The organism is Actinokineospora auranticolor, assembly GCF_002934265.1.
Classification (GTDB): domain Bacteria; phylum Actinomycetota; class Actinomycetes; order Mycobacteriales; family Pseudonocardiaceae; genus Actinokineospora; species Actinokineospora auranticolor.
The window spans coordinates 1-15,697 of the sequence record NZ_PTIX01000018.1 but is presented as its reverse complement, the minus strand read 5'-3'; the positions used below and the strand labels follow the sequence as shown (position 1 = coordinate 15,697).

At 70.9% G+C, this 15,697-nt stretch carries 13 protein-coding genes and 1 pseudogene; 9 read left to right on the top strand and 5 right to left on the bottom strand.

Going from position 1 to position 15,697, the window contains the following annotated elements; translation table 11 throughout:
• Positions 1 to 31 precede the first annotated feature (31 nt).
• The gene (locus CLV40_RS26475) at positions 32 to 3,139 is read left to right on the top strand and encodes an efflux RND transporter permease subunit (RefSeq protein ID WP_104481709.1); all 3,108 of its coding nucleotides are present in this window, start codon (positions 32 to 34) and stop codon (positions 3,137 to 3,139) included.
• A 66-nt stretch (positions 3,140 to 3,205) separates the two neighbouring features.
• Here CLV40_RS26475 and CLV40_RS26470 read toward each other — a convergent pair whose 3' ends face one another.
• The gene (locus tag CLV40_RS26470) at positions 3,206 to 3,448 is read right to left on the bottom strand and encodes a DUF3039 domain-containing protein (RefSeq protein WP_104481708.1); all 243 of its coding nucleotides are present in this window, start codon (positions 3,446 to 3,448) and stop codon (positions 3,206 to 3,208) included.
• Positions 3,449 to 3,516: 68 nt separating this feature from the next.
• On the opposite strand from CLV40_RS26470, the gene CLV40_RS26465 reads away from it, so the two are divergent.
• Positions 3,517 to 4,311 (top strand): sporulation protein, encoded by a 795-nt coding sequence (locus CLV40_RS26465; RefSeq protein ID WP_104481707.1) that lies wholly within the window; start codon positions 3,517 to 3,519, stop codon positions 4,309 to 4,311.
• Positions 4,312 to 4,342: 31 nt separating this feature from the next.
• Positions 4,343 to 5,281 carry a pseudouridine-5'-phosphate glycosidase gene (locus CLV40_RS26460; protein ID WP_104481706.1) on the top strand — a complete coding sequence of 313 codons (939 nt, stop codon included), beginning with the start codon at positions 4,343 to 4,345 and terminating at the stop codon, positions 5,279 to 5,281.
• On the opposite strand, the gene CLV40_RS26455 is transcribed toward CLV40_RS26460, so the two are convergent.
• From CLV40_RS26455 to CLV40_RS26445, 3 genes are read right to left on the bottom strand one after another with little or no spacing between them, the layout of a single operon-like run.
• On the bottom strand, positions 5,263 to 6,219 hold the full coding sequence (locus CLV40_RS26455) for an ABC transporter ATP-binding protein (RefSeq protein WP_104481705.1): 957 nt from the start codon (positions 6,217 to 6,219) through the stop codon (positions 5,263 to 5,265). The genes CLV40_RS26460 and CLV40_RS26455 overlap by 19 nt on opposite strands.
• Positions 6,216 to 7,028, bottom strand: coding sequence for an ABC transporter permease (locus CLV40_RS26450; protein WP_245931585.1), 813 nt, complete (start codon positions 7,026 to 7,028; stop codon positions 6,216 to 6,218). Before CLV40_RS26450 ends, CLV40_RS26455 begins: the two co-directional genes overlap by 4 nt.
• Complete coding sequence (locus CLV40_RS26445) at positions 7,021 to 7,818, bottom strand: ABC transporter permease (protein WP_104481704.1); 798 nt, start codon at positions 7,816 to 7,818, stop codon at positions 7,021 to 7,023. The genes CLV40_RS26450 and CLV40_RS26445 overlap by 8 nt, the downstream gene beginning before the upstream one ends.
• A gap of 104 nt (positions 7,819 to 7,922) precedes the next feature.
• Between CLV40_RS26445 and CLV40_RS26440 the strand changes: the two are divergent.
• A pseudogene (locus CLV40_RS26440) lies at positions 7,923 to 8,779 on the top strand (carbohydrate kinase family protein).
• Here CLV40_RS26440 and CLV40_RS26435 read toward each other — a convergent pair.
• Positions 8,761 to 9,096 carry a DUF3099 domain-containing protein gene (locus CLV40_RS26435; RefSeq protein ID WP_104481703.1) on the bottom strand — a complete coding sequence of 112 codons (336 nt, stop codon included), beginning with the start codon at positions 9,094 to 9,096 and terminating at the stop codon, positions 8,761 to 8,763. The pseudogene CLV40_RS26440 and the gene CLV40_RS26435 overlap by 19 nt on opposite strands.
• Before the next feature lie 80 nt (positions 9,097 to 9,176).
• On the opposite strand from CLV40_RS26435, the gene CLV40_RS26430 reads away from it, so the two are divergent.
• From CLV40_RS26430 to CLV40_RS26410, 5 genes are all read left to right on the top strand, one after another.
• Positions 9,177 to 9,680, top strand: coding sequence for a class I SAM-dependent methyltransferase (locus CLV40_RS26430; protein WP_104481702.1), 504 nt, complete (start codon positions 9,177 to 9,179; stop codon positions 9,678 to 9,680).
• Positions 9,681 to 10,025: 345 nt separating this feature from the next.
• Complete coding sequence (locus CLV40_RS26425; RefSeq protein ID WP_104481701.1) at positions 10,026 to 11,522, top strand: DUF7782 domain-containing protein; 1,497 nt, start codon at positions 10,026 to 10,028, stop codon at positions 11,520 to 11,522.
• Positions 11,519 to 11,944, top strand: coding sequence for a D-aminoacyl-tRNA deacylase (gene dtd, locus CLV40_RS26420; RefSeq protein WP_104481700.1), 426 nt, complete (start codon positions 11,519 to 11,521; stop codon positions 11,942 to 11,944). Before CLV40_RS26425 ends, dtd begins: the two co-directional genes overlap by 4 nt.
• A 270-nt stretch (positions 11,945 to 12,214) precedes the next feature.
• Positions 12,215 to 13,189, top strand: coding sequence for a sigma-70 family RNA polymerase sigma factor (locus tag CLV40_RS26415; RefSeq protein ID WP_104481699.1), 975 nt, complete (start codon positions 12,215 to 12,217; stop codon positions 13,187 to 13,189).
• 691 nt (positions 13,190 to 13,880) lie between these two features.
• Positions 13,881 to 15,542: a fumarate hydratase gene (locus tag CLV40_RS26410; RefSeq protein ID WP_104481698.1), complete on the top strand. Its 1,662-nt coding sequence runs from the start codon at positions 13,881 to 13,883 to the stop codon at positions 15,540 to 15,542.
• The last annotated feature ends 155 nt before the right edge of the window (positions 15,543 to 15,697 follow it).

Sequence of the window (15,697 nt, the reverse complement as noted above, 5' to 3'; positions counted from 1 at the left end):
TGTCTGACCACAGCGAGGGGATCCACGTCACATGTCCGTCCTGGCACGACTGAGCCTGGGCAACCGAGGTCTGGTGGGGCTGCTCAGCCTGATCATCATCGGCTTCGGGGCCATCGCGCTGCCGTCGATCAAACAACAGCTCCTGCCGTCCATCCAGCTGCCCGCCGCGGTCGTGGTCGCGCCCTACCCGGGCGCGTCGCCCGACGTGGTGGACAGCCAGGTGGCCGAGCCGCTGCAGTCCGCGGTGCGCGGCATCGCGGGCGTGGAGAAGGTCACCACCCGCTCCGGTGAGGGCTCCGCGACCGTGCAGGTCCGGTTCGTCTACGGCACCGACGTGGACAACGCGGTCAGCCAGGTGCAGCAGGCGGTGAACCGGTTGCGGCCGCAGCTGCCGCAGAACGTCGAACCGACCGTGCTGCAGGGCAGCACCGACGACATCCCGGTCGTGGTGCTCGCGGGCACCTCCGGCACCGACGAGGCGGCCGCGGCGCAGCGGCTCAAGGCCGAGGTCGTGCCGGAGCTGGAGGAGATCCCGGGGGTGCGCGAGGCCACCGTCGGCGGCGCCCGCGCCCACCAGGTGAACGTGACCGTCGACTACGGCAAGCTCGCCGCCGCGGGGATCGACCCGCAGGCGCTGGCGGGCGCGCTGACCTCGGCCGGGGCGACGCTGCCCGCGGGGTCGGTCACCGAGGCGGACAAGAACATGGCCGTGCAGTTCGGCGGCCCGCTCAAGAGCGTCGACGACCTGCGGGCGCTCGTACTGCCGACCCAGGGCACCCGTCCGGTCACCCTGGGTGACGTGGCGTCGGTGGACGCCGCGCTGGCCCCGGCGACCGTGATCACCCGGACCGGTGGCGAGCCGACGCTGAGCGTGAACGTCACCATGACCCGCGACGGCAACGCCGTGGCGATCTCCAAGGCGGTCAACGACAAGCTCGCCGCCATGGAGAAGGCCGCGCAGACCGACCTGACCGTGGTCTACGCGCAGGGCCCCGAGGTGGAGAAGGCGATCAGCGGCCTGACCACCGAGGGCATGCTGGGCCTGGCCTTCGCCGTGCTGGTCATCCTGCTGTTCCTGCTGTCGATCCGCTCGACCGTGGTGACCGCGGTGTCCATCCCGCTGTCGGTGCTGGTGGCGCTGCTGGTGATGTGGACCGGCGACCTGTCGCTGAACATGCTCACCCTGGGCGCGCTGACCATCGCCGTCGGCCGGGTCGTGGACGACTCGATCGTGGTGCTGGAGAACATCAAGCGGCACCTGGAGTACGGCGAGGACAAGCAGCACGCGGTGCTGACCGGCACCAAGGAGGTGGCGGGCGCGGTCACCGCGTCGACGCTGACCACGGTGGCGGTGTTCGCGCCGATCGCGTTCGTCGGCGGTATCGCCGGTGAGCTGTTCGGGCCGTTCTCGCTGACCGTGACGGTGGCGCTGCTGGCGTCGCTGGTCGTGTCGCTGACCGTGGTGCCGGTGCTCGCGTTCTGGTTCCTCAAGCGCCCGAAGACGGCCACCGACCCGGCCGCGGCGGAGCGGACCCGGCAGCTGGCGCTGGAGAAGGAGCGGCGCAGCCCGCTGCAGCGCGCCTACGTGCCGGTGCTGCGGTTCGCCACCAAGCGCCGCGGGGTGACGCTGCTCGTCGCGCTGCTGATCCTGGTCGGCACCTTCGGCCTGGCGAGCAAGCTGGAGACCAACTTCATCGACGGCGGCGACGGCACCTCGGTGCTGATGACCCAGGAGGCCGCGCCGGGCACCTCGCTGGCCGCCCGCGACGCCGCGGCCAAGGAGATCGAGGCCGTCCTCAAGGCCACCCCCGAGATCGAGAAGTACCAGGTCACGGTGGGTACCGACGACTCGCTGGCCGGGTTCGGCTTCGGCGGCGACGGCAACACCACGGTCAGCGCCACCCTCAAGGAGGGCGTGGACCGGACGGCGGTGCTCAAGCGGATCACCGACAAGGTGGGCACCAAGAACGGCAAGCTGGAGGTCAGCGGCGAGGAGACCGCGGGCTCGTCGAGCGAGCTGGAGGTCGTGGTGACCGCACCGGACGCGGCGACCCTGGCGACCGCGGCCAAGACCGTGCAGGACACCATGGCGGGCACGCCCGGCCTGGTGGACGTGACCAGCGACCTGGCGAAGAGCTCGCCGCGCGTCGAGGTGCTCGTCGACCAGCAGAAGGCGGCGGCGCGGGGGCTCAGCGCGCAGACCATCGGCCAGTTCGCCGCGCAGGCGCTGCACGGCACGCAGGTCGCGGAGCTGCCCATCGGCGGGGTCCGGCAGCAGGTCGTGCTGCGCACCGGGTCGGCCCCGGCGGACGTGGCCGCGCTCAAGGCGCTGCCGCTGCCCAGCGCGACCGGCCGGGCCACCCTCGGCGACGTGGCGCAGGTGTCCACGGTCGACGGTCCGGTGCAGGTGTTCCGCACCGAAGGCGACCGCAGCACCACGGTGACCGCCAAGACCACGTCGTCCGACCTGGGCGCGGTCACCAAGGCGATGACCGACCGGCTGGACAAGCTGCGGCTGACCGGCGGCGCCGACTACACCGTGGGCGGCGTCAGCGCGGACCAGGCCGACACCTTCGGGAAGCTGGGGCTGGCCATGCTGGCCGCCATCGCGATCGTGTTCCTGATCATGGTGGCGACCTTCCGCAGCCTGGTGCAGCCGCTGATCCTGCTGGTGTCGATCCCGTTCGCGGCGACCGGCGCGATCGGCCTGCTGCTGGCCACCGGCACCCCGCTGGGCCTGCCGTCGCTGATCGGCATGCTGATGCTGGTGGGCATCGTGGTGACCAACGCGATCGTGCTGATCGACCTGGTCAACCAGTACCGGGCCGACGGCATGGGGGTGCGGGAGGCGGTCATCGAGGGTGGTCGCAGGCGGCTGCGGCCGATCCTGATGACCGCGGCGGCGACCATCTTCGCGCTGCTGCCGATGGCGCTGGGCATCACCGGCGACGGCGGGTTCATCGGCAAGCCGCTGGCCCTGGTGGTCATCGGCGGCCTGGTCAGCTCGACGCTGCTGACCCTGGTGCTGGTGCCGACGCTGTACACGATGGTGGAGAACCGCAAGGAGAAGCGGCGGGCCAAGCGGGCCGCCAAGCACGCCCGGCGGGACGCGGGCGAGCCCACGCTGCAGCACGTGTGACCTGCTGAAACGCGAGAAGGGGCCGGGCCGAGGAGAGATCCGGCACGGCCCCTTCTCGCGTGGATCTCACGCCTTCATGCGCTCGTAGATCTTCTTGCAGTCCGGGCACACGGGGGAACCGGGCTTCGCGGACTTCGTCACCGGGAAGACCTCACCGCAGAGCGCGACCACCATGTTGCCCATGACGGCGCTCTCGACGATCTTGTCCTTGCGGACGTAGTGGAACATCTTGGGCGTGTCGTCACTCGTGGTCTCGGTGCCCTCGGGCCGAGTGTCGACGTCCGGACGAGTCTGGGTCGGTGCGCTCACCCGTCCATTCTGACACCGATGTCGGCCAAGGGGTCCTCGGGAGGACGCCCGGCCGGCAGGATGCGCGCATGTTCTCCAAGGTCCTGGCGTCGTTCGGGGCGGGCGCGGCCAAGGTCGACGCCCGCCTGCTCGACCACGCGGTCCGCCCCGGCGGCGCGCTGCGCGGCGAGGTGCACCTCATCGGCGGGCAGGTCGACCAAGAGGTCGACTCGCTCGGTGTGACCCTGCTGGCCCGCGTCGACACCCCGGAGGGGCCGCGCGACCTGCCGTTCCAGGAGGTGAACCTGGCCGGGCGGGAGCTGGTGCGGGCGGGGTCGCGGCTGACCGTGCCGTTCGAGGTGCGGCTGCCGTGGGAGGCGCCGATCACCTCGGTGCTGGGCAAGCACCTGACCGGCATGGCGGTGGGGTTGCAGACCAAGCTCAAGCTGGCCGGGGCCGTGGTGGACCCGCACGACGTGGACGCGGTGTCGGTGGAGCCGCTGCCGCCGCAGCACCGGGTGCTCGACGCGCTGAGCAGGCTGGGCTTCACCTTCCGCGCCGCGAACCTCGAGCGCGAGCGGATCGACGGCGTCGACCAGCAGCTGCCGTTCTACCAGGAGGTCACCTTCGCGCCGTCCCCCGCGTTCGCGGCGGCGTTCACCGAGGTCGCGGTCACCTTCCTGGCCGGTCCGCAGCAGGTGCGGGTGGTGTTGGACGTGGTGAAGAAGGTGCGCGTGGTGAAGGGCGGCGGGCTGGGGCAGCGCGGGGTCTCGACCGTCGGGTCCTTCATCGTGGCGGCCAACGAGGTGGGCCGGTCGGACTGGGAGCAGCGGATCGAGGGCTGGCTGCGGCAGGTGGCGGCGCCCCGGGGCATCTTCGACTGAGAGTTTTCCCGTAGTGGGCGAAGATGGTGCGGTGAGCACCTATCTCGCTGTGTCCGAAGAGGTCGCCGACGCCCTGTCCGAGGGGCGTGGGGTCGTAGCGCTGGAAAGCACGTTGTTGGCCCACGGGCTGCCCCCGGGCCACAACCATGAGGTCGGGCTGCGGCTGGAGCGCGTGGTGCGGGAGGCGGGTGCCGTCCCGGCGACGATCGCGGTGTTGGACGGTAAGGCGCGGGTGGGGCTTACCGGGGAACAGTTGGCGCGGGTGTGCGCGGCCGAGTCCGGGTTGGTGAAGCTGTCGCGCCGGGATCTGGGGCCCGCGTACGTGGCGAAGCGTGATGGCGCTACTACGGTCGCCGCGACGGCCGCTTTGGCTCACCAGGCCGGTATCGGGTTTTTCGCTACCGGAGGCCTGGGTGGGGTGCACTTGGCGGAACCGACGGGAGCGGCCTCTTGGGACGTTTCGGCCGATCTGGATGTCTTGGCGTTCACGCCGGTCACGGTGGTGTGCTCCGGGGTGAAGTCCATTCTGGACGTCGAGGCGACGGTGGAGGTCCTGGAGACCCGGTCGGTGCCGGTCCTCGGGTACCGCACGGATTCCTTCCCCGGGTTCTACCGGCGGGAGACGGCTTTTTCCGTGCCGTGGCGGGTGGAGAGCCCCTCGGAGGTCGCCGAGGTGGTGGCCGCGCACCGGGAGGTGCCGGGGTCGGCGGGGGTGCTGGTGGTCAACCCGGTGCCGGAGGCGTACGAGGTCGACCGGGAGCTGCACGACCGGCTGCTCGCGGAGGGGATGGCGATGCTGCGGGAGCGCGGGATCCGGGGCAAGGCGATCACGCCCGCGCTGCTGTCGCACTTCCACTCGGGTAGCGGTGGGGCGAGTCTGACCGCGAACGTGGAGTTGGTGGCGGACAACACCCGCGTGGCCGCTGCGAGCGCGGTGGCGTTGTCGCGGAGTCAGGCCTCGCTGCGGTAGAGGCGGGCGATGACGTCCTCGATCTCGGGTTCTTGCACGGAGAGGTCCCGTAGTGGGACGGCCCGGGCGAGGGCGGCGACGACCTCACCGGCGGCGATGCCGTCGAGGGTGAGGGTGACGCGGTGGCCGTCAGCTTCCACGGCGGTGACCTCGGCGCCGGGCAAGGTCAGGTCGGTCGGCCACGGGGCGTCGAGGTCGGCGACGACGACGCGGCGGGAGCGGTAGCGGGTGTGCAGCTCGTCGAGGGTGCCGTCGTGCACGACCCGGCCGTGGTCGATGACGACGAGCCTGCGGCACAGCTTCTCGATGTCGGCGAGGTCGTGGGTGGTGAGCACGACGGTGGTGTCGCCGCGCTGGTCGAGTTCGCCGAGGAAGTCGCGGACGGCCTGCTTGCTGAGCACGTCGAGGCCGATGGTGGGTTCGTCGAGGAACAGGACCTCGGGGCCGTGCAGGAGGGCGGCGGTGAGTTCGCCCCGCATGCGCTGGCCCAGGGAGAGCTGCCGGACCGGGGTGTGGATGAACTCGTCGAGGCCCAAGAGTTCCGTGCAGCGCGTGAGGCGCGCGGCGTGGTCTGTGTCGGGGACGCGGTAGATGTGTCGTAGTAGCGCGAAGGACTCACCGAGCGGTAGGTCCCACCAGAGCTGCGAACGCTGACCGAAGACCACACCGATCCTCTTGGCGAGGGTGGTGCGTTTGGCCACCGGCTCCACACCGCACACGGTGACCTCTCCCGCGCTCGGGTAGAGCACTCCCGTGAGCATCTTGAGCGTGGTGGACTTCCCGGCGCCGTTGGGGCCGATGTAGCCGAGGAGTTCACCGCGTTCCACGGTGAGGTCGACGCCGTCCACCGCGGACACCACGTGGCGTTCCCGGCGGAAGCGGCCGACCTTGCGGGTGACGGTGAAGTCCTTGCGCAGCCCGCGCGCTGAGATGATCATGATCCGGTGCTCCGGTAGTGGCGGACGCCGACGCGCCAGAACAGCGCGGCGAGCCCGGCGGCGAGGAAGGCGACCAACGGCGAGCACCAGTGCAACCAGACCGGGACACCCAACGGGTCCGGGAGGCCCACCAGTGCGAGTACGGGGTAGTAGGCGACGAAGCCGAAACCGAGGCCCAGGGCGAACAGGTCGCGGAACCAGCCGCCGTACATGGTGATGGGGTACGAGGTGAAGTCGCGGCCGCCGTAGGTGAAGGCGTTGGCGACCTCACCGGACTCCACCCACCAGAACGCGACCGTGGCGCCCGCGACGAAGAGGCTGCTGAAGAAGACAACACCGGTGAACGGCGCCACTACGGCCAAAAGCACGCGCCCCACGGTCCAGTCGATGTCGGCGACGAAAAGCGCGATGACGTACAAGACCGCTGCTTGCGCGAACCGTCCCACCCGGCGCAGGGCGAATGTGATAGCCATCAATTGCGCCAAGGACGACAAGGGCCGCAGCAGCAGTGAGTCGAACATGCCCGTGCGCACGTATTCGCGCAACCGGTCGACATTGCTCACTACGAGGTCACTGCCCGAGAACGCGACGGCGGACAACGAGGCCATCAGCAGCACGTTGGGACCACCGAACCCGCCGAGGCCACCCCCGACGGAGAACAACACGAACACGGTGGCCACGTCGAGCGCGTTGGTCATCATGCTGCCGATGAGCTCCATGACGAACGAGACGCGGTACTGGAGCTGGCCGCGCACCTGCGCGCGGACCATGTGGGCGATGATCCCCACCTTCGCGGCGAACTCAGCCACCCTGCACCACCAACCTCCGGACGGCGCGGGTCTGCACCCAGCGGCAGGCGAGCAGCGACAACACGACCCACACGACCTGGGCCCCGAACGCCGGGAGGCCGTGCGCCAGGCCGCCGCGCTCGACCGCGATGTCCAGGGACGCCTGCATGAGCGAGGGGAACGGCGTGACGGCCCACAGTGCCGTGGCGAGCCAGTCCGGCAGGACGGCCAGCGGGAAGTAGAGACCACTGGCGGCGCCGGAGAAGAACACCCACATCATCGACACGCCGCGCACGTCCAGCAGCCAGAACGCGCACAGGCCGATCAGGTAGCGGCAGGCGAATCCCACCAGCAGGGCGGCGACGACCGACAAGAGGAACAGCGGGTAGGTCAGCGGGTTGTCCGGGACGTAGACGCCGAAGCAGAGCTCACCGACCACCAACGGGGTCAGGAAGCGGGTGAGCATCGCGAAGCCACCCCGGCCGAGGTCGGTCCACATGTACGTCCACAGTGGATCGATGGGGCGCAGCAGGTCGGACACCACCTCGCCGGAGCGCACCCGCTCGGCCAGGTCGAGCATGGTCCAGGAGTTGACCACGGCGAGCATGCCCTGCCCCAACCAGACATAGCTCACCAACTGGGTGGGGTCGTAGCCGACCATCGACCCGCCGGCGGACTCGGCGATGCTGAGCAGGATGTAGCAGCGCAGGAAACCGAAGACGACGTTGGTGAAGGCCCCGGCGACCGTGGCCTGCCGATAGGTGGCGTAGCGCCGAAAACCCGCGACGATCAGCGCGCGCGGCACACGCATACCTGCTCCTCGGCGGGTTGGGGCTCGTGTCGCGGACGCGGCGACCGGTTGGGTTTTCTACCCTAATGGCGGCAGGAGCGCGAATCCTTTATCCGGGTGGTGTCATGGCGGCTGTGGTGGTGGTCGGCGATACGGCGCTTGACGTCGTCACCCGACATTCGGGACCTATCGCGCGCGGGGACGACACCTTGGCCCGGATCCGCATGCACGCGGGTGGCGCCGGGGCGAACGCCGCGGCGTGGCTGGCGTGGCTCGGCGCGTCCGTCACGCTGGTGTCCCGGGTGGGGAGCGACGCGGCGGCCACGCAGGCCCGGGAGGAGCTGACCGCGCGCGGGGTGCGGTGCGAGTTCACCGTGGACGAGACGGCCGGTACCGGGTGCGTAGTGGTCCTGGTTGACGAGACGGGCCAACGGACGATGTTCCCCGACCGCGGTACCAACGCCCTCTTGCGCAGTACCGACGTCCCACCGGCGGTGTTGTCGTCCGCGCAACACCTGCACCTTTCCGGCTATGTGCTCACGGACAGCGGGACGCGCCAAGCGGGCATAGAGGTGCTGGCGGCGCAAGAGCGGCCGGGTTGACGACGTCGGTCGACCCGCAGTCGGCGGCGCTGGTCGGTGACGGGACCGCGTTCCTGGACGCGGTGCGCGAGATCGATCTGCTGCTACCGAACGAGGACGAGTTCACCGCGCTGGGTGGTGCGCGTGTCCTTGAAGTGGTGCGCGCGGTCGCCGTGACGCACGGGGCCGGAGGTGCGCGGTGGGTGGACCGGTCGGTGTCGGTGTCCGTGCCCGCCGAGGTCGTGGCGTGCGTGGACACGACCGGCGCGGGCGACGCGTTCAACGCGGGGCTGCTCGCGGCGTGGCTGGACGGCGCGGAACCCCGCGCCGCGCTGGCCGCCGGGACCGCCGCGGGCGCGCTGGCCGTGCGGCGGGTGGGGGCTCAGCCGTCGATGACCTGACGGTTCGCGCCCTCGATGGCCCGGGCCTCGCGCTCGTAGCGGTTGACCTTCTCGGCCTTGCGCGGTGGCCGGTCGTTGGCGACGAGCACCGCGACCCACGGCAGCGGGACCGACAGCGCCACGAAGCCCAGGGCCAGCCACCAGGTCTGGTAGAAGATGCCCGCGAGCAGCAGGCACGGCAGCCGCAGCCCCATCATGATCATGTACTTGCGCTTGCGCGCGGCGAACTGCTCTTCGTACGACGGCTCGGCCTCGGTGATCAGAACCGGGGTGTCGTCCCGCTCGGAGCCCTTCACGACACCACCTCCGCCCACCATCCTCTCACTTCCGGCGGCCAACTGCGCCATCCGGGTAGATCTGGGCAAAGATCACGCGACCAGCCGGTAAGAAGAGGGTTATGACGGGATTCGCGGTCGACGGACCCCAGGCACCGACCCGCCACCTGCTGGCCGGGGTGAACCTCGCCCGGCACCTGACCGGCCCGTCCCGCGTCCTGGACGTCGCGGGCGGGCGGGGCGACGACGGCGTGCCCTTGGCCGAACTGGGCCACGAGGTCACCATCCTCGACCCCGCGGGCGCGATGCTCGCCGACGCGCTGGCCCACGCCTACACGCGCGGGGTGACCGTGCTCGTGGTCCAGGCGACGGCGGAGGACGCCCCCGACCTGTTCCGCGCGGCCGACTTCGACGTCGTCCTGTGCCACGACCTGCTGCACTACGCCGAGGACCCGGTGAGCCTGCTCCGCGCCGCCACGGCCCCACTACGCGCGGGCGGCCTGCTGTCGGTGATCGGCCCCCTGGTGGCCGCCGCCGAGGCCCGCGACGCCATCGCCGCGCTGGGCGCGGAGGTCGTCGCCCGCTACCGCCTGCCCGGCCACTACCACCTGGTGGCCCGGGTCTGATCTTGCCTGTGGACAACTCCGAGCGGGGTTGACACCTCCGCTGCGAACCTGTGTTCATGGCACCGAACCGAATCCCCAAAGGCGCGTCCCCTCCGCGACCTGTCTCCTCTCTTCAGCGCACCCACCTCGCACTCTCCCGCTCTTTCTCTCTCCACTCGTCTCCCCCTTCCCTTCTCTTGTTCTGGCTCGCCGCCGTCATCTACCGGGTGCGGTACCTCTTGTGCCCTCCGCCGTGCGCGATTCCCCTTCCTCGACGTCGTCCACCCACACCGCGCACCACGTCAACTCCTGACACCACCCAGGCCGAACGCGGTGACCAAGTCAGGTGCGTGCGAGCATTCGGGCGTGATCCCCCATTTCTCTGACGAGTTCTGCGCGCGGTTGCGCGACACCCTCTCCGCCGCCGGGTACGACGCCGACGGGGTGGTGGCGGTGCTCGGCGACTCCGCGCACGCGGCGTTGGGGCGCGGGGAGCCGGAGCCCGCTCGGCGGGCGACCGCGGGCGGTTCCCCGGTCGAGACGCTGATCCGGCTGTTCCTGGTCGGCGACGAGCAGCCCACGGCCCTGGTCCGGCGGGCGCTGTCCGGGGTCGACCTCGACGAGGCCGCCGCGACCGGGCTGGTGCGGGTGTCCGGCGACACCACCCGCGCCGGGTTGGACCTGCGGCCCTTCGGCGACGACCTGGGCTCGTGGTGGGTGGTGGCCGACCTCGACGCCGACCAGGCGGGCGCGCCGGTCGGCACCGATCACGTCCTCGGCATCGGGCACGCCTCACTGAGCCTGGCGCGGGCGACGCTGCGCAGGCCGGTCGGCACGCTGCTCGACCTGGGCACCGGCTGCGGCGTGCAGGCGCTGCAGGCGACCAGGCACGCGGCCCGGGTCACCGCGACCGACCTGTCCGCGCGCTGCCTGGCCCTGGCCTCGGCCACGTTCCGGCTCAACGGCGTCGAGGTGGAGACCGCGCGCGGGTCGTGGTTCGAGCCGGTCGCGGGCAGGCGGTTCGACCAGGTGGTGTGCAACCCGCCGTTCGTGGTGGGGCCGCCGCGGGTGGATTACGTCTACCGCGACTCCGGTTTGGCGGGCGACGACGCTAGCGCGCTGGTGGTCCGCGGGCTGCCCGACGTGCTCGCCCCGGGCGGCGTCGGCCAGCTGCTGGCGTCGTGGCTGCACCGCCGCGGCGAGGACTGGGCCGACCGGGTCGCCGCGTGGTTGCCGGACGAGGGCGTCGACGCGTGGTTCGTGCAGCGCGACGTGGCCGAGCCCGCCCTGTACGTGGGCACCTGGCTGCGCGACGCGGGCATCGACCCGCGCTCGGCCGAGGGCTCGGCGCAGGCCGCGGCCTGGCTCGACTGGTTCGCCGAGCACGAGGTGGAGGGCATCGGGTTCGGCTTCGTCACGCTGCGCTCGACCGACACCGACACCGAGGTGGCCTGCGAGGACCTGCGGCACGCCTTCGACGACCCGCTGGGCCCGGAGGCGGGCGGCTGGCTGGACCGGGTCGCCTGGTTGCGCGCGCACGCCGACCCGAAGCGGCTGCTGGCCGCCACCTTCGTGGTGCCGCCGACGGTCGTGCTGGAGCGGGTGTCCGAGCCCGCCGCGGACGGCTGGCGCGAGGTCGTGCGCAGGCTGCACCGCACCGACGGCCCCGGCTGGCAGCAGGAGACCGACGAGCTGGTGACCGCGCTGCTCGCGGGCTGCCGCGGCCACCTGCCGCTGGCCGACCTGCTGGCCCTGCTCGCCGCCGCGAACGGCCTCACCGCCGACGCCGTGGTGGCCGCCGCGCTGCCCGTGGTGGCCGACCTGGTCACCCGGGGCATGCTGCTGCCCGAGGAACTGGCGTGAGGGCGGTCGTGGCGCGGGTGACCCGCGCCACGGTCACCGTCGGCGACGAGGTCGTCGGCCGCATCGACGAGCCGGGACTGCTGGTGCTGCTCGGCGTGCACGTCGATGACACTTCGGACAAGGCCGCGACCATGGCGCGCAAGTTGCACGAACTGCGGCTGCTGCGCGACGAGGAATCGTGCGCCAGCGCGGACGCACCCTTACTCGTAGTGAGCCGATTCACACTCTACGGCGACACCCGGAAGGGTCGCCGCCCCTCGTGGACCGCCGCCGCCCGACCGGACCACGCCGAGCCGCTGGTGGCCGCCGCGGTCGCCGAGCTGCGCGCCCGCGGCGCCCGGGTCGAGACGGGCCGGTTCGGCGCGATGATGGCGGTGGAGAGCGTGAACGACGGTCCGTTCACCGTGCTGCTCGACATCTAGTCGAGGAAGGCTCAACGACAGTCGCAGTGAGACGGTTGCCTTCACCCACACGACTGACACGCGAGTCCACCCAAAGGTTGATGCGCCAGGCCGTTCCCCGCTGCGAACGTGGGCCCAGCGACCGGTGCCGGACTTCTCAGCGAAAGCTCAGGTAAACCTGAGCAACGATCCCCGCACGGGTGGCGTCATCACCAGTGTGGGGATCGGGAACGAATCCCGCCCCCGCGACGTTTGACAGGCAGTACCACAGTGACAGGGGGAGGGAGCACCATGACGGTCCCGCACCAGCGCGAGCCCGAGCAGCTCACCTACGAAGCCGACCTCGACGCCCAGGGACCCGCCGCGGACCTGGTCCGCGTCTACCTCAACGGGATCGGGCGCACCGCGCTGCTCACGGCGGCGCAGGAGGTGGAGCTGGCCAAGCGCGTCGAGGCGGGGGTCTTCGCGCAGCACATGCTCGACACCGCTCCCGACCTGTCGCCCGCGCGCCGCGCCGAGCTGCGCGCGCTGATCGCCGACGGGCACACCGCCAAGAACCACCTGCTGGAGGCGAACCTGCGCCTCGTGGTGTCGCTGGCCAAGCGCTACACCGGCCGCGGCATGCCGCTGCTGGACCTGATCCAGGAGGGGAACCTGGGTCTGATCCGCGCGGTGGAGAAGTTCGACTACACCAAGGGTTTCAAGTTCTCCACGTATGCCACCTGGTGGATCCGCCAGGCGATCACCCGGGGCATGGCCGACCAGGGCCGCACCATCCGGCTGCCCGTCCACCTCGTGGAGCAGGTCAACAAGCTGGCCCGGATCAAGCGCGACCTGCACCAGCAGCTCGGCCGCGAGGCCACCAAGGACGAGCTGGCCAAGGAGGCCGGGCTGACCCCGCAGAAGGTCGCCGACCTGCTCGACCACGCCCGCGACCCGGTGAGCCTGGACATGCCGGTCGGCTCGGAGGAGGACGCCCCCCTCGGCGACTTCATCGAGGACGGCGAGGCCACCGACGCCGAGAGCGCCGTCATCTCCGGCCTCCTGCAGGACGACATGCGCCGCGTGCTGGCCACGCTGGACGACCGCGAGCAGTCCGTCATCCGCCTCCGCTACGGCCTCGACGACGGCCAGCCCCGCACCCTCGACCAGATCGGCAAGCGCTTCGGCCTCTCCCGCGAACGCGTCCGCCAGATCGAGCGCGAGGTCATGTCCAAGCTCCGCCAGGGCGAACGCGCCGAGAAGCTGCGCGCCTACGCCAGCTGAGCCGGGTCAACCAAACCGAAACCGGACCGAACCCGACATCGGCCACTCGACGACGTCACACTGATAGCGGCGTTGACATGTGACCCCAGTCACGGCAGCGTAGTCAGCACGAACTCGCAGTCCCCAACAAACGTTGGCGGCGCGGCGAACTTCGGTGGTGCGGTCAGCAACCAGGGCACACCACCCGCGACGGGAGGTCGGGACGGCCGGGGGCCGCCCCGACCTTCCGGCATGCCACCCCCTGCTCGTGGAGCGCACTCGCCGAAGTGCCGGAAGGCGTATCCATCCGGGGGCCGAGCCCCCTGAATCCCCCTCGGTGCGGAAGGCGCGGCGATGCGCGGAGCGCATGAAAGCCACACCGGGAGACGCGGGCAAGAGCCGGAAAGCGATGCGCGAAGCGCATGAAAGCCACATTGGGAGACGCGGACAAGAGCCCTAAGGGCGATGCGCGGAGCGCATGAAAGCCACATGGGAGACGTGGGCGGGGGACGGAAGGGCGATGCGCGGAGCGCATGAAAGCCACATGGGTAGAGGTGGGCAGGAGCCGGGGGTAGGCCGCGTGGAGGCCCGCTGGGGGGGTGGCAGGCCGGGCCGGGGCGTGGGGAGCACCACGGCGGTGACGGCTGCTGGGGTGCCGGGGCGGGGGGTACGTTTGGCGGAATCCTGGACGCGCGCAAGGGAGCCCGCTGACGTGACCGCCACCACGAACTTCGAGTACACCGACGTCCTGCCGCTCGGCAAGGACACCACCACCGAGTACCGCCTGGTCAGCGCGGACGGTGTGCGGGTCGTCGAGGGCGCGGGGCGCCGGTTCCTGGAGATCGACCCCGAGGCGCTGACCCTGCTGGCCCGCGAGGCGATCAAGGACATCCAGCACCTGCTGCGCCCGTCGCACCTCGCCCAGCTGCGCTCGATCGTCGACGACCCCGAGGCCAGCGGCAACGACCGGTTCGTCGCGATGGACCTGCTGCGCAACGCCTGCATCTCCGCCGGTGGCGTGCTGCCGATGTGCCAGGACACCGGCACCGCGATCGTCATGGGCAAGCGCACCGAGACCGTGCTGACCGGCGGCGCCGACGAGCGAGCCCTGGCCAGGGGCGTCTACCAGGCGTACCAGGAGCTGAACCTGCGCTACTCGCAGATGGCCCCGGTGACCTTCTGGGACGAGAAGAACACCGGCACCAACCTGCCCGCGCAGATCGAGATCAACACCAAGCCGGGCACCGACCCGAGCTACGAGTTCCTGTTCATGGCCAAGGGCGGCGGCTCGGCCAACAAGACGTTCCTCTACCAGGAGACCAAGGCCGTCCTGAACCCCAAGCGGCTGGCCTCCTTCCTCGACGAGAAGCTGCGCGGCCTCGGCACCGCCGCCTGCCCGCCGTACCACCTGGCCATCGTGGTCGGCGGGCTGTCGGCCGAGCAGAACCTGAAGGTCGCCAAGCTCGCGTCCGCCCGCTACCTCGACACCCTGCCGACCGAGGGCTCCCCGCTCGGCCACGCCTTCCGCGACGTGGACCTCGAGCAGCAGGTGCTGGCCATGACCCGCGAGTTCGGCATCGGCGCCCAGTTCGGCGGCAAGTACTTCTGCCACGACGTGCGCGTCATCCGGCTCCCCCGGCACGGCGCGTCCTGCCCGGTCGGCGTCGCGGTGTCCTGCTCGGCCGACCGCCAGGCCAAGGCGAAGATCACCCCCGACGGCGTGTTCCTGGAGCAGCTGGAGCGCGACCCGGCCCGCTACCTGCCGGACGTCGAGGGCGGGGACCTCTCCGACGAGGTCGTGCGCATCGACCTGACCCGCCCGATGGACGAGATCCGCGCGACGCTGAGCGAGCTGCCGGTCAAGACCCGCCTGTCCCTGACCGGCCCGCTGGTCGTGGCCCGCGACATCGCGCACGCCAAGATCAAGGAACGGCTGGACGCGGGCGAGCCGATGCCCCAGTACCTGAAGGACCACCCGGTCTACTACGCGGGCCCGGCCAAAACCCCGGACGGCTACGCGTCGGGCTCCTTCGGCCCCACCACCGCGGGCCGCATGGACTCCTACGTCGAGCAGTTCCAAGCCGCGGGCGGCTCCCTGGTCATGCTCGCCAAGGGCAACCGCTCCAAACAGGTCACCGACGCCTGCAACTCCCACGGCGGCTTCTACCTGGGCTCGATCGGCGGCCCCGCCGCCCGGCTGGCGCAGGACTGCATCAAGAAGGTCGAGGTCCTGGAATACCCGGAACTCGGCATGGAAGCCGTCTGGCGGATCGAGGTCGAGGACTTTCCGGCCTTCGTCGTGGTCGACGACAAGGGCAACGACTTCTTCGCGGGCACCACGACCCCAACGCTCCAGGTCACCTTCCGCCGCTGAGAATGGACCTCGGCGCGCCTCCGGCCCAATGCCACTAACTTAAGCAAGGAGCTGCTATTGTTTTCGGGTGGCTCGCGTGGTGCAGGTTCGTGGTGGTGTCGTTGATTCGTCGGCTGTTCGGTTGACCGATCGGATCTCGTTGGGTGTGTTGGCGG